Raw genomic sequence first — 22,438 nt, forward strand, 5'->3', positions numbered from 1 at the left:
CCTTGTTTTTCAATGGAATAATTAACATACCAGGCGACTCAAGGAGGGGCGTAAAAAGGGTATTGCATGGAGGTTTTCACATACTGACCTGGTTAAATTTACGTGTTGAACATCGCTTTTTGTAAAATGTATTAGGGAGTTTTTTACATAAATGTTAAATTTGTATTAACCTGAACACGAAAGTTTACATTATGATACAATTCAAATGTGTATTTACTAACTTGTTGATGGATATATGAAGTTAAACGATTGGATTCTCATTGTTGATGATGATACTGAGCTAACCGAGCTTTTGTCTGGCTTTCTTGAAAAGAATGGATTTCAAGTTAAAACCGAAGCCAACGGAGCAAAAGCGGTTAAGGCCATTGTGGAAGGGCAGCCAAAATTAGTGATTTTGGATGTCATGTTGCCAGATCTTGATGGGTTATCTATTTGCCGTGAAGCACGGAACAATTACGAAGGACCGATACTCATGCTGACAGCATTGGAAGATGATGTGGATGAGGTTACTGGGCTGGAAATAGGTGCGGATGACTATTTGGCAAAACCTGTTCGTTCACGGGTGTTGTTGGCGAGAGTACGTGCCCTGTTAAGACGTTACGATTTACTGGCTAAGTATCAGGATGTGCCGGAAGATGAGAGCGATCAGTACCGTATAAAGGTGAATGGGCTGACCATCGACAAGGTCGCACGTTCCGCTACTCTTTATGATAATACGTTGGATCTCACCACTTCCGAGTTTGAATTATTATGGATACTTGCTGAAAACGCTGGAGATGTTGTTACCCGAGAAGCTATCTCCGAGAGCTTTAAAGAAATGGGCTACGACAGTTCGACCAGAACCATTGATTTGCGTATTTCTCATTTAAGGCGCAAGATGGGAGATGATCCGAAGGTACCGAAATTAATTAAAACGGTACGGGGCAAAGGTTATCAGTTAGCGTTTCATTAATGGCGAATATAACTCGAATCAGAACAATGCAAAGCCTGCACACCTTTTTGGTGGCGGGCTTATTTTTTGTCTTGAATCTGGTTATTGCCAGTCAAGTTATCGCTGCTGATGAGCCTCCCACCAACGAAGAATTAGAACAGCAGCTGGAGCAGGCCGCCGGTGACAAAAAAACCGCTATTTACCTCGAGCTCGCCATCAAAAACCGCAATGAAAAGCCTCAACTTACTATTGATTACGGTAAAAAGGCTCTAGAGCATATCCGACAATACCCAAATGATGAAGATGAGGTGCTGGTGCTCTGTAACATGGCCTGGTCATATATGCTTTTAGGCCAATATGATGAAGCTGAAGAACTGTCGGTAAGGGGGCTTGAGATTGCGGAAGGAATTGATGATATTAAGTCACTGATCGTTCCGCTGAATATTGCGGGCTTAGCCTACTGGAGACAGGGCCGTTACGATGAGGCACTGGCTTTGTATCATCGGGCGCTGGACATTGCGAGAGAGCTTGGAGATACCAGCGGGGAGTCTGCCACACTGAATAATATCGGATTGATTTATGTTGAAAACGGCGATAGCCCTAAAGCATTTGATTATTTTACCCAGGCTAAAAACTTAGGCGATAAGCTTGGTGACAAGCACAAAATGACTATCGCTATGAACAACATCGCTGGGATTTATTCGTCACAGAGCAGTTATAGCCAGGCGCTTGAAGTGCAGCTCGAAGTCTTAAAGGTCCGGGAAGAGCTTAACGATGAACCGGGCACTGCAGAAATTTCATTAAATATCGGCATTACCTATATCCACATTGGTGAGTACGAGAAGGCGCATGAATATTTAAAACGTGCGTTGAATTTTTACGAGCCGGTGGGTGATACCCGTGCAATTTCACAAACGCTGAATGCCATGGGCTTAGCATACTTTAATCAAGAGCAGTATGATGCCGCTGCGGTTCACTATGATAAGGCTCTATATTACGCGAGACAGACCAATGATAAGGTCATGGAAGCAAATGCTCTAATCTCTAAAACGGAGCTGCAGATTGCCCGTCATATGCCCGAGGATGCTCAGGAATCACTTAATAAAGCCATGGCTCTAGTCGAAGAGATTGGACTGAAGCCCCTGGAAGTAAAAACGAATTTTCACCAGGCCGAGATTTTTCTGATTCGAAACCAGCTGGATGAGGCATTAACGCATATTCAGACAGCGATTGAACTTGCTACGGAAGCAAGAGAAAGAGCGCAGGAAAGTGACTCTTACGAACTGTTATCCCGAATCTATGAGGAAAGGGGAGAGTATCAGCAGGCACTGGAGGCTTACCGTAAACATAAGGTGTTGGATGACGATATCTTCAGTCAGACCAACAGCGACAAGCTGTCTCAGCTCCAAAGTTTGTATGAAGCAGAGAAGAGGACTAAAAGAATTGAGCTGTTGGAGCGCGACAAGGAGTTGCAGGCTGCAAAAATTCAGCAACAACGTTTTGAGCGCAATGTCTGGATTTTTAGTCTGACATTGCTCTTGTTTATAGCTTTACTGCTCTATGGCCGTTATAGCCAACGAAAAGTAAACCAAGCGTTAAGCCGAGCGCTGGAAACACAAACCGGCCTGATGCAAGCAGTGGCGCATGAGTTCAGAGCTCCATTAGCCAGAGTCCAGCTAGGTGTAGACATGCTTGAAGAGCTGGATGATGGCGATAAAAAAGTCTTCCAGAACATCAATCGCGGACTGGGAGAGCTGGATTCATTACTGAAAGAGATTCTGGCACTCTTAAAAATGGAGAGCCGGCAAGAACTTGAAGAGTTCCAGCCAGTTATTGTTGGTGATCTACTTGCTGAGCAGATCGAAGCATATCAGCCACTGCATCCAAACAAAACTATAACCCGAGCCGAACCTCCGAGAGGTCCTGCGGAATTCCAGTTACCTAAGAAACATTTCGAGTGGATACTAAGCAACTTGATCAGCAATGCCATGAATTACTCGGAACAACAAGTGGAGTTAGGGTACAGATCCAGCCCAAGCGCTTTAGAGATTTATGTGGATGATGATGGTCCGGGTATTGCCAAGGAAGACCGCGATAAAATATTCGAGCCCTTTGTCAGGCTGGATCCGAGTCGTACTCGTTCCACTGGTGGCACAGGTTTAGGATTGGCCATTGTGAGCCGTTTAGCACGACTATATCGGGCCGAAGTGCGTATCACTACCAGTGATTTGGGTGGTTCTCGCTTTGTTATATACTGGCCTTTACATAAATATATTAAATAGTATAAAAAAATATACAATTATTTTTCCTTTCTTTAAATTGGCTTTTCTATTTATCAATGAATCAATAACTATCTGATAAATATATAAATATTCAAACCTTTCTCGTGCTGTATGCAGATTTCTCCTGCATAAGAATTAGTAATGTCTTTGATCTCCAATCATAAAAATTGTTTTACAAAACTATACAAATATGTTTTATTAATAATCATTGTATATTTATTTATACAAAAAATGTGCAAATTGTATAAGTTTGTATGGGGTAATAAATCGCCAAAAGGCGAGGAGATAAAGATGAAGTTTCCAAGTAAACCTAATCAGGTACTGGTTGCTCTACTATCAACAACATTGATGGCAGGTGCTAGTACGGAGTTAGTCGCAGCAGGTAAAGAAAAAGCTCCTGTGCAGGCTGAGTATGCTAAAGACTCAGTTCTAGTTAAATTCAAGCCATTTGCTAAAAAAGCAGATAGAGCTAGTATTGCAAAATCTTTTGGCGCGAGCTTTAAAGATAAAAATGATGACGGCGTCGATGACCGTTTCCGCAATATTGCTAATGGCCGTTTAGTAGAGTTTAAGCTTCCTTCGGGTCAGGACCCAAAAGATGTTGTTGCTCGTTTAAAGCGTAATCCAAACGTTGAGTACGCTGAATTAAACGGTTTGCTATACCCATCTGTAGTTCCAAATGATCCTCAGTACTCTCAGCTTTGGGGTATGCCAAAAATTAGTGCTGAACAAGGTTGGGAAATGGAAATGGGTTCAAAAGACATCGTAGTTGGTGTTATTGATACCGGTTTTGATTACACGCACCCTGACTTGCAGGCAAACATCTGGGTTAACCCAAATGAAGTTCCTGACAACGGCGTAGATGATGATGGTAATGGTTATATCGATGATATCCACGGTATTTCTGCTATCAACGATAACGGTAACCCACAGGACACGCATTACCACGGTACACACGTAGCCGGTACTATCGGTGCTACCGGTAACAATGGTGTTGGTGTTGTTGGTGTTAACTGGAATACAAACATGGTTGGCTGTAGCTTCCTTGGAAGTTCTGGTGGTACAACTGCTGACGCTATTCAATGTATTGATTACATGGTTGATTTAACTAACCGTGGCGTAAATGTTCGTGTATTGAATAACTCATGGGGCGGTGGTGCTTTCAGTCAATCGCTGAAAGATGCCATTATTGCTGCTGATAACGCAGGTATGCTGTTTGTTGCAGCGGCTGGTAATGACGCCGTTGATAACGATCAATTCGACTCATGGCCAGCAAACTATGATGTACCTAACGTGATGTCTATCGCTTCGACTACCAGCACTGATGCTATGTCGAGCTTCTCACAGTGGGGTGCTACCACGGTTGATATGGGTGCTCCAGGTTCGAGCATTTATTCAACAGTCACCGGCAATGATTACAATGTGTTAAGCGGTACTTCAATGGCAACACCTCACGTTGCTGGTGCTGCTGCGTTGGTATTGGCCTCTGCTCCAAACCTAACTACTGCCGACGTTAAAAACATCTTGATGTCTTCTGGTGACCCTATCTCTTCTCTTGAAGGTTTAACGGTTACTGGTAAGCGTCTTAACGTTGAAAACGCCTTGAACATGGCAGGTGCCGGTGGTCCAGGTTACTACCTGCTAACAACTCCGGGAAGCAGAACAGTAAACCAGGGTTCTCCTACAGACTATACTATCGACATGAATGCTGTTGGAGGTTACACAGGTACGGCAACTTTCTCTGCATCAGCTCCTGGCTTGAACGCGGATATCAGTTTCTCGAACAGCTCTGTTAACGCTAATGGTTCAACTGTAATGACGGTTGCAACTAACGATCAAACAGCGTTGGGTGAATACACCATTACTGTGACTGCAGTTGATGGAGAGATTACTGAAAGCACTGATGTTTCTCTACTTGTGTATCCTGTAGGTACGTTTACAGGTACGTTTGAAAATACTACGCCTGTTGCGATTCCAGACAATGATCCTACTGGTATCAACAGTATCATCAACGTTGGTATGGCTCTAACGATCACTGATTTAACGGTGAATGTTGATATCTCACACACTTATATCAGTGACCTTGTAGTGACTTTAACGTCTCCACTGGGACAAACCGTCACTTTGCACGATAAGACTGGTGGTTCTGCTGATGACTTGGTTGCGACCTATAGTCTTGATCAGTATGACCTTACAGAAGCTTATGGCGACTGGGTATTGAACGTCAGCGATAATGTCGGCGCAGATACGGGTACGCTAAACAACTGGAGCATGGAGATTACTGGTGGTGCTGATCCAGGTACTAACCTTCCTCCTACAGTTTCTGTATCAGACCCTGTTGACGGCTCTTTATTCTTGCCTGGCGAAGCTATCGTCTTTAACGGAGAAGCTATTGACTCGGAAGAAGGTAACATCAGCCAGAATCTGACCTGGACATCAAGTCTTGATGGTGTGATTGGAACTGGAGCTAGCTTTACACGCAGCGATTTGAGTCAAGGTACGCATCAAATCACCGTTGAGGCAGCTGATAGTAACGGTGCACAAAGTTCAAAACAGTTCTTCCTATACGTTATCACTGACGGTACTACTGTTTCGTATGAAGATACTAGTACTTATCCTATCCGTGATTTCCAAACAACTGTGGCGCAGATGGAAGTACCTTTAGGTGTAACTATTGGTGAAATGAATGTTCACATTGAAGCTCAACACGGCTTTAACAATGACATGCTAATTCACCTGGTATCGCCAAACGGCACTACTGTTGAAATCTTTGACGTCAGAGAAAGTGGCGATGATTACCGTAACCTGAACAAAACGTTCTACCCAATTGAGTTTAATGGTGAGAATGCCGCAGGTACTTGGGAACTTCGTATTCAAGATGAGTTCGCAGGTGACGAAGGTAACCTTAACCGCTGGGTTCTAACATTCGTTCACGATGGTGGTAGCACTAACCCAGGTAACGAAGTTCCAGCCGTAACAATCAGCTCGCCAACAGGTGGTTCTACTTTCACTGAAGGTGACCTGGTAACGTTCGCTGGTTCTGCAAACGATGCGGAAGACGGTGATGTAACTAACACATTGGTATGGTCTTCTGACATTCAAGGTAACCTTGGTACAGGTAGCTCAGTGAGCACTTCAGCTCTAAGCGTTGGTACTCACGTCGTAACAGCTACGGCTACAGATAGCGCGAGCGCTACAGGTACTGCACAGGTTTCTGTAACAGTTAATCCTGCGCCAGTAAACGAAGCTCCGGTTGCTGACTTTAGCTTCAACGTAAACAACCTTGACGTTGTATTCTCTGACGCTAGTGGTGACACAGATGGTTCAGTAGTTGCATGGGACTGGGATTTTGGTGACGGCATGAATTCAAGCCTTGCTAACCCATCGCATACTTACAACGCGGCTGGTACTTACACTGTAAGCTTGACGGTAACTGATGACCAGGGCGCGAGCCACTCTGTTTCTAAAACAGTATCGGTATCAGCAGCTATCGATCTGATTGCATCAGCTGAAAGCAAGAACGGCCGTGTTACAGCTGACCTAAGCTGGGTGGGTGGTTCTACTAACTCTGTAGACGTATATCGTGACGGCGTGTTAGTTGATACTACTAATAACGACGGTTCTTACACTGACCGTTTCCAATCTTCTGCTACTCAGTTTGATTATCAAATCTGTGAAGCTGGAAGCAACGTTTGTTCGGAAGCAGTTACAGTTGTTGCAGCGCAAGCAAGCAACAAAGGTAAAGGCCCAAAACAACCTCGTTAGTCCTCGTAAAAACACACACAAACTCCCTAGTGTTTATGGCCCCAGAAATGGGGCCTTTTTTATTTGTATAATTCATTTTTGGCAACTCCAACCAGTCATATTTGCATCGGCAAAATGACTTAATTGCACTGAAATTAAAAGATAAGGGCGTATACTAAAGTTTGTGCAAAAAATGCACAGTTCAAATCATGGAAAATACAAGGAGTGTTTACAATGGATAATTTTAATCCCAACCAGGTTAGCTTTAAACAAGGCAGTGAAAACCTTCAGCAGTTTCTAAAAAAAGCTAAAGTTGATATCCACGAACAAATCTTAACGTCCCGAGATAAGCTCTCTGAAAGGCTAAAAGAAGCCATGCAGATCAAAAATGTACCTCGGGGATTTAAAAAGTGGCAATTACCGTTCTTGATGGAGCCAACTCAAATTTTTATGACTCAAGCTGACCCAGGAGCCAAAGTTGGACGTCATGCTCACGAAGAAGGTGACGGTTTGCGATTTATTACTCAAGGCTCGATTATCTACGAAGGCAAAGAGTTAACGGCCGGGGACTGGATGTTTATTCCTGCAGGTAAAGACTATGAGTTCGAAGTGGGTCCTCATGGCGCCATTATGGGCTACTGCTATTGTTGTAGCTGTGCCGGAGCCAAAGATATCTTTGATCCAGAAATTGTTTATACACCTCGCCATTAAAATTTGTATAGAACTAAAAAGGCTGCTCTAAGCAGCCTTCTTTTATGGATCATAGTTAAGCGATGGTGCCAGCCATTGCTCAGCTTTTTCAAGCGTCCATTTTTTTCGCTTTGCGTAATCTTCAACCTGATCTTTTTCAATTTTACCTGTACCAAAGTATTTTGATTCCGGGTGGGCAAAATACCAGCCGGAAACAGCAGCCGTAGGGTACATGGCGAAGTGTTCTGTGATATTAAGTCCGATAGTTTTATCGGGCTTGAGCATATCCCAAAGGGTGCCTTTCTCCGTATGATCAGGACAGGCGGGATAGCCCGGGGCAGGGCGGATACCTTGGTATTTTTCTGAAATTAATGCCTCGTTATCTAAATCCTCCGACTTGGCATAACCCCAGTATTCTTTTCGAACCAGTTCATGCATTTTCTCGGCAAAAGCTTCGGCCAGGCGATCAGCAAGTGACTTCAATAAAATCGAGTTGTAATCATCGTGTGCTTTTTCAAAGCGTTCAACATGTTCATCAATGCCAATACCCGCGGTGACCGCAAACCCACCGATGTAGTCTTGTAACCGTGTTTCTTTCGGTGCAATAAAGTCCGATAGACAGTGATTAAACTTACCTTTGCGCGTTTGTTTTTGTTGACGCAGGTGGTGCAACTTATAGCTTACTTCAGCTCTGTCTTCATCAGAATAAACTTCAATATCGTCGCCAGTTGAATTTGCGGGGAAAAAGCCGATTACTGCCCGCGCCGTTAGCCACTTTTCATCGATAATAGTCTTAAGCATGGCCTGCGCGTCTTCGTATAACTTGGTCGCTGTTTCACCGACTACTTCATCCTTTAAAATCTTGGGAAACTTGCCAGCTAATTGCCAGGAGCGGAAGAAGGGCGTCCAGTCGATCCTATCCAGCAAATCTTCTAACGGATAATCATCAAAGACTTTAGTGCCTAAAAAGCTTGGCTTAACGATATCTTCTTTGTTCCACTCAATATCAGTTTTATAGTCACGAGCGTCTTCTATTGATGTGAGCGATTTCTTATTCATTCGCTGCTCGCGCTGGATTCGTAGCTGCTCATACTCGTCTTTGTTTTCTTTCACAAAAACATCTTTGTCATCACCTAATAGTTTGCTGGCAACACCGACCACACGTGATGCATCCGCAACGTAAAGGGTGGCATGCTCATATTGTGGTTCTATTTTTACTGCCGTATGAATTTTTGAGGTTGTAGCTCCGCCAATCAATAACGGTAAATCCATCCCGCGACGTTGCATTTCTTTGGCAATATGCACCATTTCTTCGAGAGAAGGAGTGATGAGTCCCGATAAACCTATAATGTCACAGTTTTCCTTAACTGCTGTATCCAGAATATCGTCACAGGGAACCATGACCCCAAGATCGATCACTTCGTAGCCGTTACACTGAAGAACCACGCCAACAATATTTTTGCCAATATCATGAACATCGCCTTTAACCGTAGCCATAACAATCTTGCCTTTAGGCTTATCAGCTAGGTTTAATCGTTTCTTTTCTTCTTCCATAAAAGGGAATAAATAGGCGACGGCTTTTTTCATAACACGAGCAGACTTTACCACCTGGGGCAGGAACATCTGACCCGAGCCAAACAAGTCGCCGACCACATTCATGCCATCCATCAGGGGTCCTTCAATCACGTGAAGCGGTCGTTCAAACCCCTGTCGAGACTCCTCGACATCTTCATCAATGAATTCAGTAATACCTTTAACCAATGAATGCTGTAATCGCTTGTTAACTTCCCAGCTGCGCCACTCTAAATCCTGTCTACTCTTTTCCTGTGCACCATCCTGACGATAGTTTTCTGCCAGCTCCAGCAAGGTATCGGTAGCATCTTCTTTACGATTAAGAACAACATCTTCTACCGCTTCTCTCAGCTCGAGAGGTACTTCGCTGTAAACTTCAAGCTGACCGGCATTAACGATACCCATATCCATACCCGCATTAATGGCATGGTAGAGAAATACGGCGTGAATCGCTTCGCGAACCTTGTTATTACCACGGAATGAGAAAGAGACATTGGACACCCCACCGGAAATCATGGCGTGAGGCAGGTTCTGTTTTATCCAGCTTGTCGCTTCAATAAAGTCGACAGCATAGTTGTTGTGCTCTTCGATGCCCGTAGCAATGGCGAAGATGTTTGGATCGAAAATAATGTCACACGGGTCAAAGCCCACTTGTTCCGTCAGTATGTTATAGGCCCGAGCACAGATTTCAGTTTTTCGCTGGAAAGTATCAGCCTGGCCCTGCTCATCAAAAGCCATTACGATGACTGCCGCACCGTAGCGCTGTACTAACCTGGCTTGTTCTATAAATATATCTTCGCCTTCTTTAAGCGATATGGAGTTGACGACTCCTTTGCCCTGAATGCATTTCAGGCCAGCCTCAATAACTTCCCACTTTGAGGAGTCCAGCATTACTGGTACCCGGCTGATGTCTGGCTCCGAAGCTATGAGATTCAGAAAACGCTGCATGGCTGCAGTAGAATCCAGCATCGCCTCATCCATGTTGATATCAATGATCTGAGCACCATTTTCAACCTGCTGTAGAGCAACTTCGATCGCGGTTTCATAGTCGTCTTCTTTTATCAGGCGCAGAAAACGGGCGGAGCCGGTAACATTAGTTCGCTCACCGACATTGATAAACAAGCTGTCATCATCGATGGTTAAGGGCTCGAGTCCCGATAACCGACATTTTTTCTTCCGGTTGAATTGTTGACGCGGCTTTTTGCCTTCTACCATTTTCGCGAAGTGGGCAATATGCTCTGGTGTTGTTCCGCAACAACCACCGATGATATTTATCATGCCTTCATCAACCCACTGCATCATTTCTCGAACCATATCGTCCGGTGTTTCATCATAGCCACCAAATTCATTAGGTAATCCGGCATTAGGATGGGCAGATATGTGGAAGTCGCTGATACGATGTAATTCGCTAATGTAGGAACGTAAATCTTTTGGACCGAGTGCACAGTTAAGGCCAATAGAAATGGGGTTGGCGTGCCTTATGGAATTATAAAAAGCTTCTGTCGTTTGCCCAGTCAGGGTTCTGCCAGAGGCATCAGTAATAGTGCCCGAAATCATAATGGGCAGTTCTACGCTGTGATCATCAAAGTATTTTTTTACAGCATAAATTGCCGCCTTGGCATTGAGGGTATCGAAAATGGTTTCGATCAGTAGCAGATCGACACCGCCCTTGACCAAAGCATCGGTTGACTCGTAATAAGCGTCTGCCAGCTGATCAAAACTGACGTTCCTAAAACCCGGGTCATTGACGTCAGGTGAGATGCTACAGGTGCGGTTTGTAGGGCCGAGTACTCCAGCTACGAACCGGGGCTTTTCAGGAGTTGAAAATCGTTCCGCGATTTCTTTAGCAAGACGAGCTGATTCATAGTTTATTTCGGCTGATAACTCCTGCATATCATAGTCAGCCATGGCAATACGAGTTGCATTAAAAGTGTTTGTTTCAATGATGTCAGAGCCAGCCTCAAGATATGCCTGGTGAATATCACTGATAATTTTGGGTTGGCTCAGACTCAAAAGATCATTATTGCCTTTTACATCGGAGTGCCAATCTTTAAATCGTTCACCACGATAATCTGCTTCATCCAGTTCATATTGCTGGATCATGGTTCCCATGGCTCCATCCAATACCAGAATTTTTTCTTTTAGCAGTTCTCTGATTGTTTTAGTCACTATTATCTATTGCCAACATTTTTTTGATGGGACGGTTCAGTATCTGAACTTTGATATACCCATAAAGTATAACAAAGAAAGTAAAGAAGTATAGACGTCCAAAGTTTGTTATGGCTATAATACCACCAGCTTGGGGAAGGGTGAACCATTATGTGGTTATTTCTCTGCAAATTATTAAACTTCCGCAACCTAAGACGAATGGTAATTATTGGCTGACAGGGTTCTGCAAAGATTAATCGGGAAATCAGTGTAAATCTGGTACTGCCCCCGCAACGGTAATTAAGAAGGTTTTCTCATGGTCCACTGAGCTTTGCTTGGGAAGGAGAGTTAACCATTGCTTATAAGTCCGGAGACCGGCCCTGACAGATATTGAGCAGATCGGTGGGCTCCAGCTCAATTAACAATAATTATGAAATTAATGCCCGCTGGGATGAAGAGAATCAGTAATGACACAGCCAGCATCAGCAACCGGGTCTTTATATAAAAAAGCTTTGGTTACAACAATAGTCAGTAGCGCTTTGGGACTAGGCCAATTACCTATTTTCGCGCAACAGGAAAACGGCAATAAAGAAGAAACGGTAACCATTACCGCATCACGATTTAAAGAGCAGTCCGCTCGTTTGCCAACCAGCATTACCGTGATTACGAAAGAAGATATTGAGCGCAGTAACGCCATACAGTTGGCTCAACTGCTACGTAACGTGTCTGGAGTTCAACTGTCCTCAACGGGCGGAAAAACTATCGTCAGTATGCGAGGTATTTCAGCAGAGCAGTCCACTAATAACGTTTTAATCCAGGTGGATGGCCGTCGACTCAATTACACGGACATAGCAGCGCCAGACCTGGAGTCCATTTTAGTCTCTGATATTGAGCGTGTGGAAATTATTCGAGGGGCAGCCAGTGCTTTGTATGGCGATCAGGCTGTAGCCGGAGTGATAAATATTATTACCCGCTCAGGCCAGACAAAAGATTCGACAGCTAATCTGCTGGTGGGAAATTTTGGTACCGTTCAGGGTAACGTTAATTTAAGCCGAGAGTTAAACCCAAACTGGTCGGTATTACTCAGTGGTAACTATCTGGAAACGGATAACTACCGTCAACATAACGAGCAAGAGCAGCAACAGTTTGCGTTGAAGTTTAACTATCTTACCGAGAAGTCAGACTGGCTGTTTGAGTATAACTCCAATGATGAAAAACTTAATACACCAGGTGCATTGCTTGAGTCTGAACTGTCCTCTCCAACTTTCTCAAGACCTGAGTTTGAGAACGATTATGTAGACAGTAAGCAAGATGTATTACGAGTTTTTGGCCAGGAAACTATTGATCAAAACTGGACCTATGCATTGGATATAAATTATGTGGATTCCGATATTGATAGCGTCAACAGTTTCCTAAACTTTCCAACAAATACAGTCAATAAAACGCAACGTGAGCAGTTGAGTATTTACCCACGGTTAAAAGGGCAGTTTATTACTGACAGCGGTAGTATTGACTGGACCAATGGTATAGATATAGATGATGCGAGTTATGATTTCTCGTTACTCGGGCGGGCAAATGATCAGCAGGTTCATAGTTTTTATTCTCAGCTATTATTTCCCTTTTCTAATCGAACGGATTTACAGTTGGCGTGGCGCCTTGCCAAAGTTGAGGATAGATTAACGGACGCCGCTCTGTATCCTCAAGGGGTTAAGCTAACAAACTCTGCACACGCTTATGATATCGGCCTGATTCGGCAATACTCGAATAAAAGCAAGTCATACCTGCGCTACAGTAAGAATTTCCGCTTCGCTAAAGTAGACGAGCAAGCTTATACCGCTGAAGGTGTAACCGGACTGGAACCACAAACTGGTCAATCCATAGAGTTAGGTTGGGAGGGAGCCAGTGAGTACGGAATTCTGTCCCTGTCAGGTTATGAGCTAAAGCTGGAAGGTGAAATATTTTTTGACCCAAGTTCAACGCCACCTGCGGGTGCATTTTTTCCCGGGGCTAACGTTAACGGTGGCAACTCCAAACGCTTAGGGGCCATGATAGACTATCAGCTAGAGTTAAATAAAAGATGGCAAATAGGGCTGAATTATCACTACGTAGACGCTGATATCAGCCGTAACGATATTAACGATAATACGGTACCTGGGGTATCAAAACACTCAGCTAATGGCTGGTTTGATTTCCAGCTGAATCCTGCTGCAAACTGGTATCTTGAAGTTAATTACCGTGGAGAGCGTTACCAGGAAGGTGATCTTGCGAATAGTTTTGAGCCTATTGATGACTATACATTGGTCAACACTGCTTTTAACTGGCGCTTGGACACATTTGGTCTGGGACTTAGGGTCGATAATTTACTGGATGAAGACTATATAAGTTATGCTCAGTTCAACGGTTTTTATCCAGCGTCCGGCCGATATGCCTATGTTAAACTCAGTTATCAATTTTGAGAGAGATAGTTCATGACACAGCGATTAACTCGGATAACAACCAAAAAGGGTGATGCTGGGGAAACCAGCATCGCTACCGGTGAGCGGTTGAGTAAGGCATCATTGAGAGTTGAAGCTATTGGTGATGTGGATGAACTAAATGCAGTACTCGGATTATTAAAGGTATCGCTTGGCTCTATCGATCATAGGCACAGTGAGGTTCGCGAACAGGTCGAGCATTTTTGCATTGAGGTTCAGAATGAGTTATTTAACCTGGGGGGAGAGCTGGCCTCTCCGCAGAATACTTTTGTAACTGCAAAGTCAGTGCAGTTTGTTGAGGATTTTATTGAGTTTCACAATGCGAATCTTCCGCCACTTAGAGAGTTTGTGATTCCGGGTCAAAACTGGTCTTCAGCACAGGCGCATCATGCCCGCTGCGTGGCGCGCAGAGCTGAAAGAAGCGTGGTGGGTTTACACCAGGAAGATAGGCTATCCTCCAATCTTTTAGCGTATCTAAATCGCTTGTCAGATGCATTGTTTGTCGTTGCCAGACTACTTGGAAGAATCAATTCACTAAATGAGCCTCAGTGGCAACGAAATACGGGTAATTAATGATGAGTAAACTTCAGGTTAAAACATTCAGTTTGATCGCAATTATTGTTGCGATAGGTTTGTACCGATTATTCCCTCATCCATTTAATGTCACTCCGGTCATGGCTATGGGGCTATTTGCGGGTACATACTTCGATAAAAAGTGGTTAGCATTTGTTATTCCAGTTGCTTCGATGCTGATGGCCGATATCTTTCTTGGGTTTCACGCAACCATGGTATTTGTCTATGCTGCTATTTTGCTGGCAGTGTCTATCGGATTTTTATTGAGACGGTCGGTTTCACCACTGAAGGTGATTGCGGCATCTACGTGTGGCTCTATTATTTTCTTTGTGGTCACAAATTTCGGAGTCTGGTGGGTAAATGATTATTACCCCAATTCATGGGAAGGGTTGGTAACGTGCTACACCATGGCAATTCCTTTTTTTCAGAGAACCCTACTTGGGGACTTGCTTTTTAATGGTGTTCTTTTTGTCAGTTACTGGTACTTCAGTAAGGCGGTATCGGTGAAGTTCCTGACCAGCCATTAGACTGGCTTGATGTCGAGCCGATTGATAGCCAGGAATTCCTTAATGGGAACAAAAGATAATGCCAGCTCAGCGGTAATATCGGCTTCAGACTCAAGATGCCAACATTGGTTCAGTTGCAAAGGTGTGAGCTCTGTTTGCTGTAACTTGGGAGCTTGTAAATTCTGAAACTGCTCAGAAGTCTTTTGGTGCAGCTCTCTAAAAGCCTTCTCGTCCAGCCGATTGGCAAGATCATCACTAAGATATCGCCATATCAAAGAGTAATTACCTAAATTCAGGGCTCTCACAAGATCATCTACGATTCCCTGGGTAATTTTTAACCGTTGTTCTTCAGTTAACTGTTCTAATTCCAAGTGTGCCATAAGATTTAACAGACTTTTGCAGTTAACCCTGCAAATTGGTGGTGATTTCTCTATAATTAACGCAAACCAAAATCTACATCGCTAATGGCGAAAAGTCTAGTCTATGATTCATTACGAGATTCATCCGGTCAACCCTGAGGCTCATCTGTTTGAAGTTAAACTCCACCTTGATCCGATAGAAGATAGTTCTGGGCAAAAACTGTATATGCCCAACTGGATCCCAGGCAGTTATATGATTCGCGATTTTGCCAAACATATCCAGTGGATAAAAGCGAAGACAGCATCAGCAGAGATCCCTTTACAGCGACTGGATAAGTCTTCCTGGTTACTTCCCCAAACTGATGAAAAAGTTGTCATCACCTATCACGTTTATGCCTGGGACTTATCAGTCAGGGGGGCTCATCTCGACCAAACCCATGGCTTCTTTAATGGTACATGCATGTTCCTCGCCGTTAATGGTAGAGAAGATGAAACTTGCTCTGTTGATATCAGTCGCCCTAGTGGCGAAGCTTATGTCCACTGGAGACTGGCGACTGGATTGAAGCCGGTTGAGGGGACTGAAGAATTTGCCTTTGGACGCTACCAAGCTGCTGACTATGATGAGCTGATTGATTGTCCAGTAGAAATGTCAGATTTTTATTTGATATCGTTTGAGGCCTGTGGCGTGCCACATTATATGACGTTAACGGGCCAACATCGGGTTGATAGTGAGCGTCTTGCGACAGACTTAAAAAATATCTGCGAGCATCATATTCAGTTTTTTGGCGAACCCGCTCCGATGGATCGCTATATTTTCATGACTTATGTCCTTGGTGATGGTTTTGGCGGACTGGAACATCGTAACTCCACTGCACTGCACTGTAGCCGTAAAGACTTGCCTTTGGAGGCAGATGATAAAGATAGTGTTAAAGATGATTATCAAACTTTCCTGGACTTATGTTCACATGAGTATTTCCATACCTGGAATGTTAAACGCATTAAACCAGCAGAGTTCTTACCCTACGACACACAAAATGAGAGTTACACTGAACTTTTGTGGGCGTTTGAAGGTATAACGTCCTACTACGATAATCTGGCTTTAGCACAAACTGAGACGATCAGTCCTGATGAGTACTTGACCCGTTTGGCGAAAACGATAACTTCGGTAAGACGCTCGAAGGGACGTTATATACAGACGGTCACTGATTCCAGCTTTGATGCCTGGACAAAATTTTATAAGCAAGACGAAAATGCACCTAATGCGGTCGTCAGTTACTATACTAAGGGCGCTGAAGTAGCGCTGTGTCTGGACCTGCTTATCAGACAGGCAACTCAGTGGGATAAGTCGCTAAAAGATATTATGAGACGTCTCTGGCTGGAATACGGCAGTGTACAGAAAGGTGTCGAAAATGACACGATTAAGAGTTTAGTACTTGAGGAAGTACCCCAGTCAGCACATCAGGATATGAAGTCGTTCTTTGACACTGCTCTGTACAGCACTGATTCATTGCCTACTGAGTCTTTGTTAAAGCAGGTGGGACTGGAACTGCGTATTTTGCCGAGAGTTGAGCGTAATGACCGTGGCAGCTTTAAGAAAGTTATGCCTGAAAATAAGTCGTTGGCTGACTTGGGCATTGAATACACAAAGAAAGCTACAGGCGTTAGAGTGAAGAATGTCTATGCTGATGGCGCAGCTGGGAAAGCTGGTATTTCAGCAGATGATCAGCTGATTGCCTTGAATGGACTGATGATATCTGCGGATAGTTTCGATGGTCAGATACAGCAGGTTCCAGTCGGAGAAACAGTTTCAATTATGGCGTTTAGACGAGATGAGCTGATGGAGTTTGAGGTGGTATTAGAGCCTGCGGAGTGTGATACTGCCTACATTACTTATGCTGAGAACTTCGACGATAATAAAACACGTTTTAATGCTTGGTTAAAAATTCATAATCCTGGAACATAAAGACAATGAAAGTAGTTACATTTAATATCAACAGTATTCGTACAAGGGTTCATCAAATAGAAGCTTTGATCGAGAAGCATGACCCAGACATAATTTGTATTCAGGAAACTAAAGTACATGACGATATGTTTCCTTTCGATATGTATGAGCATTTAGGCTATCACATAGAGATTCATGGTGGAAAAGCGCATTATGGCGTTGCAACATTCAGTAAGAAAAAACCTATTTCAGTTGAGAAAGGATTTCCTAATGAGCCAGAGGATGCTCAGCGTCGGATGATAATAACAACCTTTGATTATAATGGAGAAACAATTAAGGTTTTAAATGGTTACTTTCCTCAGGGTGAAAATAGAGAGCATCCAACCAAGTTTCCATATAAGCAGCAGTTCTATGAAAATCTTTACACCTATCTGGAAGATCAGGAAGCAGAGGCTAACCGGACCATCGTTCTAGGTGATATTAATGTGTCGCAGCTTGATATTGATATCGGTATCGGCGAGCAAAATCGGAAGCGCTGGCTTCGCGAAGGTAAATGCAGTTTCTTACCTGAAGAGCGTGAGTGGGTTCAGCGCATATTAAGCACGGGGCTGTATGATACTTATCGTACGATCAATCCAGACAAAGATGATAAGTTCAGCTGGTTTGACTACCGTAGCCGGGGCTTCGAAAGAGATCCTAAAAGAGGACTACGCATCGATACGATTTTCGCCTGCGATTGGTTAAATAAAAAAGCGGTGGCATCAGATATAGATTATGATATCCGTAGCATGGAACGACCTTCTGACCATGCACCTGTCTGGACGGAGTTCGACCTGGGTAAATAGTCTCTTAGCCAAAGAGGGATTTGGAAATGACAAAAAGCTGGAAATGGTTAAAACGAATTATATGGGTATTATCTGGCCTGTTTGTTTTGCTGTTTCTGGCAGTGTCTTTTCTTGTATATCTCGTTAACTCAGAATCCTATCTGGAAGGTTACATCACAGAAAACCTGGGAGTCGAAGCAAAAGTTGGTGAGCTGGATGTTTCTCTTCTCAGTGGTACCATCAACATCGAATCCAGTGTCATTGGCCCTGCAGACAATCCTTTCATTCAGTTCGAAAGCCTCAAAGCCGAGCTCGATTACAGTGAACTCTGGTCAAGTCGGTTGACCGTACAGCAGGTCGAGTTAAATCAGGCTAAATTAAGATACCCATTCGAGTTTAAAACCCAGCAAGGTAAATCATCCGAGGAAGGCGATTCTTCGTTATTTTTTGACTTTATCAATGTCAGTGCCATTGATATTAATAATTTAGACTTCGTCTATGAGGATGGCCTGGATCTGATCGTTCAAAATGCCAACGTAAAAATTCGCGATCTGCCAGTGGCAGAAGAGGGCTTTTTACTGTTTGAGGATTTGAGTCGGCTGGTAAAGGCCAGCACTACTAAGGTAGAAGCAACAATAGGCGCAGTTAAGTCTGATAAGAGTCAATTAAATCAACTGCAGTTGCAGGCTCATATTGAGAATGAGCAGCTGATTATTGACGACGTTGTTTCAGGACAGTCAGAGGTCACCATTAATGTATTGGATTACTCGGACAGTCAGCAGGCTCAGGTCCCAAATAGCAATAGCTCTGAAAAGCCGCTGGATTTGCCGTTTTCTGATGTCACGATTAGAAGGGTGATGCTTGGTAAAACGGATCTAACCATTCAGGATAAAGAAACCATCTCCATTAGAGCTGTTGAGGCTCAATTCAATGAGCTGCTATTAATTAAAAATAAAAAGGCTCTGTGGTTAGACTGGCCTGAATTCTATCAAACGCAAAATAGCCATTTCACTGTCAGCTCTAAGGTTTTTCAGTCAGATCTTCTGGGTTATGACAGTCTTGAACTTGAAGGAGCTTTAAACAATGGTGAGTTCCAATTTCCAAAGTTTAAACTGATTAAGCCTGTCGTCCGTATCAGCGACACGGAAGGCAGTGGTGAAGCAGCTAAAGCATCAACAGACACCTCTATTTTCTTACCTTTTGAAACAGCGACCTTAATTGATGGGAGTATTGAGAGTGGAACGGTGGAGGTTGCCCGGGGAGCGCAGACTCACCGAGTGAGTAATGTGGATTTAAAGCTGAAGACTATTCCCTTTATTTTAAATAATCGATTTGTCCTCGACGATCAGTCTCTGGATCTCGGTTCAGGCTCAAGCAACGTACAACTCGACAGTGCGCAGTATGAAGGCGCCTATGGGCGAGTTGAAAACGTTGCATCTCAAATAATGGCTTCGGGCTCAGATGTCACCATAAAAAAACTGAATCTTGAAAAGCCAGAAATCAAATACGTCAGTGAGGTCAGTCACGAGAAAAAGTCTGAAGGTTCAGATACTGAGAGTTCCACGTTTCCACTCAATAGTATATCAATCGACTCAGTATCTATTACTGGCGCTGGCTTTGATATTACTGCGAATGAGCAAAACTATGCAGGTAGCGGAATAAAGTTCAATGCTACTAATCTTCCAGTGTACGGACAGTCCGAGTGGCTGATCGCAAAGCCAAATCAATGGCAGAAACAATCGGATATTACTATTGACGCTTCCTCTCTGAAGTTGCCTCAGGGCACGTTAGGTAGCTTATTCTTACAGTCCACGATTGAGGACAAAAATGCTCTGGTAAGCAGGTTGGATCTTGAAAGAGCAGACATAAGTATTGTTGCTCCTGAGGGAGGATATACTGCTTCTTCTGCGGAGTCTTTGCCCATTAATACAATTGAGTTGCAGAATATAACACTCAACAACACTAACCTATCTTATCGTCAGGCAGAAGAAGATTATGTAGTGACAGGTGCTGATATCAAGTTACAGTATTTGCCTTTGGTTAAAGACGGTAATTTTATCACCGAACCACAGCAGTTTATGACCCGTTCCTCAAATCGAATGGATATACGTCTAGAGCAGCTGGATTTACCACAAGGCCAGGTTAGGGGGATAGCAGCACGGGGCAACCTGCAAAATCAGGATTTGATGCTTGATTCACTGACGGCTCGCTCAGCGGATCTCACATTAACAGTAGTACCAGCTGATGACGAGCTGACGTCTGATAAGAAGACTCTTGATGAGAGCCCCTTCGCATTTAGAACCGTTAAGGTGGGTGATCTGAAGCTACAAAATATTGATGTCACTGTCTCGCGTCAGGTTGGCGAGGAACAGCAGCTTAGCGAGATAAATAACCTATATCTTGGTGCAACCGAGCTTATGCTGGCTAAGAATTTTCAAACCATAGAACAGTGGTATAGTTCGCAGCTGGAAAACGCCTTTGCGTTAATAGCGCTAAGAGTCGAGCATATTAAGCAAAATCAAAATGATATTCGTGGTCTCACTGTGACTGCTGTACAGAGTGACCAGAGAATCCGCGTCCAGCCCTTACGCTTTATTTTTAACGAGACACCATTGAAGGCTGACTGGACCATTGAGCTTAGTCAGCAACCGTATAAGTCGACATTTATTTCCAAATTTAATGATCTGGAACTCAGTAAACTCTTTGAGCCAGCTACAGAGCGCAGTGTAACAATGTCCGGTCAGTTAGACGGAGATATTGGGCTTGTATTTGATGGGCTGACCCAAGACAGTATCTTCTCCAGTATTGATGGTAGCCTTCTGGTAAAAAATCAGACTCCAGTAACGATACATCGATTAAATGTTAATAAGATATTACGGAGCTTTCTCGATAGTCAGAAGTTTGGGTTACTGGATATTGGTGGTTTCTTATTGGCGGGGCCACTGGGGCTCTTAGTTTCTCAAGGAGTTAGCTTACAGGACACGGTGAGTCAGCTTGGAGCAGATGAAGGAGATACTTTGATATCTGCTCTGAATATTGAAATGAGTTTAAAAGATGGCGTACTAACAACTAAAGACGTTGCTGCTGCCACCCGTAAATACCGTTTTGCCTTTAATGGTCAGATTAATCTTGCCAAGCAGGAATTTAACGACTTTGAGTTTGATGTCATCAATGAAAAAGGATGTAGTGAATACGGTCAAACTCTTAATGGCAGTTTATCCTCACCCGAGGTAGAAACTTTCACCGCAGCGTTTGATGCCGTTACAGGCTCTGTGATTGGTTTAATAAAACAGGGCGTTGGATTACTGACTGGCGGCGCCTGTTCATCAGTGTATAAAGGTGTTGTACCTCATCCTAAAGAAGGTGTTGAAATTATTCCTCAAGATCGACGTCAGATAATTAATGAAGATCAGGGTGAGGACGAAGATAAAAACAACCTTGAATAGTTAGAGTAGAGCAATTGCGATTGCCAGGCTTTGAAGTTGGGCTAGGCGTTGGCGATAGCTCCTTTATTTACCCCTTCAAAAGCCTTCACACGAATAGAGGCATTGGGCTCTATCGATTTTAATTGTTTCGCAATATGGTTAGCTATCAGCTCAACCGTAGAATCACTTTTCATAATGTGACAGCGGTGCTGAGGTAGTTCCAGAGAAAAGTGACCCTGCTCACTGGTGTAGGCGAACCGGTAGTAGTCATTGGGATCTTCATGTTCAGTACCGACCATATCTTCTTCGGTACCGATATAGATATCCTCCCATTTCTCACACCATAGAGCCTCAAGCTCCCTGTTGCGTTGTCCATTTTTGAAAACATGTATTTGAGAGCGATGCCCATGGGCAATTCGCTGACAGTCACCTAAATGTTTCTTTAAACCATGAGCATAGTGATAATAGTCGCCTTCAATGGACTCAGTGCTCAGATGAAGGTGGATCTTAACAACATTTTCCGGGACAACGTTCAGGCAAGCCTGGTTTAAAACTTTTGAAACGGCTTTCATCGTAACCTTATCAGCATCCAGCATGACAACAGCCTGCTCCGGAGACTGATGATAATAACGGTTATCTGAGGTATCGGTTAAACGTAACTCTATCCCTTTTTCATTAGTGGTTGATGAAACGTGTTCGCTTTTAGCTGGGACGACAAACTTATGATCGACTGTTGCATCAATGGCTTGTTTAATACGCTTTTTAACATCTCCGAAGTCAAATACCATGCCCTGATCATCAAGTTCACCCTCCAGAACAAGATCGACGATCCAGCTTTCGCCGACTATTCCCCGGTGGGTATCGAAGAAGGCGAAATCAATGACAGTGAGTTGATCAACAAATAATGCAGGCATAGTGTTTCACTAACGATGAGTGGTTTACGTTTAATCTTAGGTCAAATTATAGCA

At 43.6% G+C, this 22,438-nt stretch carries 13 protein-coding genes and 1 riboswitch; of the genes, 10 read left to right on the top strand and 3 right to left on the bottom strand.

Annotation, left to right across the window (positions count from 1 at the left end; genetic code table 11):
- Positions 1 to 235 precede the first annotated feature (235 nt).
- The 4 genes from KS2013_RS04065 (at position 236) to KS2013_RS04080 (ending at position 7,668) form a co-directional block, all read left to right on the top strand.
- Positions 236 to 952, top strand: coding sequence for a response regulator transcription factor (locus KS2013_RS04065; protein WP_068990100.1), 717 nt, complete (start codon positions 236 to 238; stop codon positions 950 to 952).
- Complete coding sequence (locus tag KS2013_RS04070) at positions 952 to 3,213, top strand: tetratricopeptide repeat protein (RefSeq protein ID WP_068990104.1); 2,262 nt, start codon at positions 952 to 954, stop codon at positions 3,211 to 3,213. The genes KS2013_RS04065 and KS2013_RS04070 overlap by 1 nt, the downstream gene beginning before the upstream one ends.
- 291 nt (positions 3,214 to 3,504) lie before the next feature.
- Complete coding sequence (locus KS2013_RS04075; RefSeq protein WP_068990107.1) at positions 3,505 to 6,978, top strand: S8 family serine peptidase; 3,474 nt, start codon at positions 3,505 to 3,507, stop codon at positions 6,976 to 6,978.
- A gap of 213 nt (positions 6,979 to 7,191) precedes the next feature.
- Positions 7,192 to 7,668: a cupin domain-containing protein gene (locus tag KS2013_RS04080; RefSeq protein WP_068990110.1), complete on the top strand. Its 477-nt coding sequence runs from the start codon at positions 7,192 to 7,194 to the stop codon at positions 7,666 to 7,668.
- A gap of 42 nt (positions 7,669 to 7,710) precedes the next feature.
- On the opposite strand, the gene metH is transcribed toward KS2013_RS04080, so the two are convergent.
- Positions 7,711 to 11,331 (bottom strand): methionine synthase, encoded by a 3,621-nt coding sequence (gene metH / locus KS2013_RS04085; protein ID WP_407656669.1) that lies wholly within the window; start codon positions 11,329 to 11,331, stop codon positions 7,711 to 7,713.
- Positions 11,332 to 11,589: 258 nt separating this feature from the next.
- A riboswitch (cobalamin riboswitch) is annotated at positions 11,590 to 11,764 on the top strand.
- Positions 11,765 to 11,834: 70 nt separating this feature from the next.
- On the opposite strand from metH, the gene KS2013_RS04090 reads away from it, so the two are divergent.
- From KS2013_RS04090 to KS2013_RS04100, 3 genes are read left to right on the top strand one after another with little or no spacing between them, the layout of a single operon-like run.
- Complete coding sequence (locus tag KS2013_RS04090) at positions 11,835 to 13,823, top strand: TonB-dependent receptor (RefSeq protein WP_083217782.1); 1,989 nt, start codon at positions 11,835 to 11,837, stop codon at positions 13,821 to 13,823.
- Positions 13,824 to 13,835: 12 nt separating this feature from the next.
- A complete protein-coding gene (locus KS2013_RS04095) occupies positions 13,836 to 14,414 on the top strand; it encodes a cob(I)yrinic acid a,c-diamide adenosyltransferase (RefSeq protein ID WP_068990114.1) in 579 nt (192 codons plus the stop codon).
- Entirely contained in the window at positions 14,414 to 14,941 is a 528-nt protein-coding gene (locus KS2013_RS04100; protein WP_228703726.1) for a DUF6580 family putative transport protein, read from the top strand. Before KS2013_RS04095 ends, KS2013_RS04100 begins: the two co-directional genes overlap by 1 nt.
- On the opposite strand, the gene KS2013_RS04105 is transcribed toward KS2013_RS04100, so the two are convergent.
- Positions 14,938 to 15,300, bottom strand: a complete 363-nt coding sequence (locus KS2013_RS04105; protein ID WP_068990117.1) for a hypothetical protein — start codon at positions 15,298 to 15,300, stop codon at positions 14,938 to 14,940. The genes KS2013_RS04100 and KS2013_RS04105 overlap by 4 nt on opposite strands.
- A gap of 103 nt (positions 15,301 to 15,403) precedes the next feature.
- On the opposite strand from KS2013_RS04105, the gene KS2013_RS04110 reads away from it, so the two are divergent.
- From KS2013_RS04110 to KS2013_RS04120, 3 genes are read left to right on the top strand one after another with little or no spacing between them, the layout of a single operon-like run.
- Positions 15,404 to 17,242, top strand: a complete 1,839-nt coding sequence (locus tag KS2013_RS04110) for a M61 family metallopeptidase (RefSeq protein WP_068990120.1) — start codon at positions 15,404 to 15,406, stop codon at positions 17,240 to 17,242.
- A 5-nt stretch (positions 17,243 to 17,247) separates the two neighbouring features.
- The gene (gene xthA / locus KS2013_RS04115) at positions 17,248 to 18,066 is read left to right on the top strand and encodes an exodeoxyribonuclease III (protein WP_068990122.1); all 819 of its coding nucleotides are present in this window, start codon (positions 17,248 to 17,250) and stop codon (positions 18,064 to 18,066) included.
- Between the two features lie 26 nt (positions 18,067 to 18,092).
- On the top strand, positions 18,093 to 21,491 hold the full coding sequence (locus KS2013_RS04120) for an AsmA family protein (protein ID WP_068990124.1): 3,399 nt from the start codon (positions 18,093 to 18,095) through the stop codon (positions 21,489 to 21,491).
- Between the two features lie 41 nt (positions 21,492 to 21,532).
- On the opposite strand, the gene KS2013_RS04125 is transcribed toward KS2013_RS04120, so the two are convergent.
- A complete protein-coding gene (locus tag KS2013_RS04125; RefSeq protein WP_068990130.1) occupies positions 21,533 to 22,384 on the bottom strand; it encodes a 6-pyruvoyl trahydropterin synthase family protein in 852 nt (283 codons plus the stop codon).
- Positions 22,385 to 22,438 lie beyond the last annotated feature (54 nt).

It is taken from the genome of Kangiella sediminilitoris (genome assembly GCF_001708405.1).
Lineage (GTDB): Bacteria > Pseudomonadota > Gammaproteobacteria > Enterobacterales > Kangiellaceae > Kangiella > Kangiella sediminilitoris.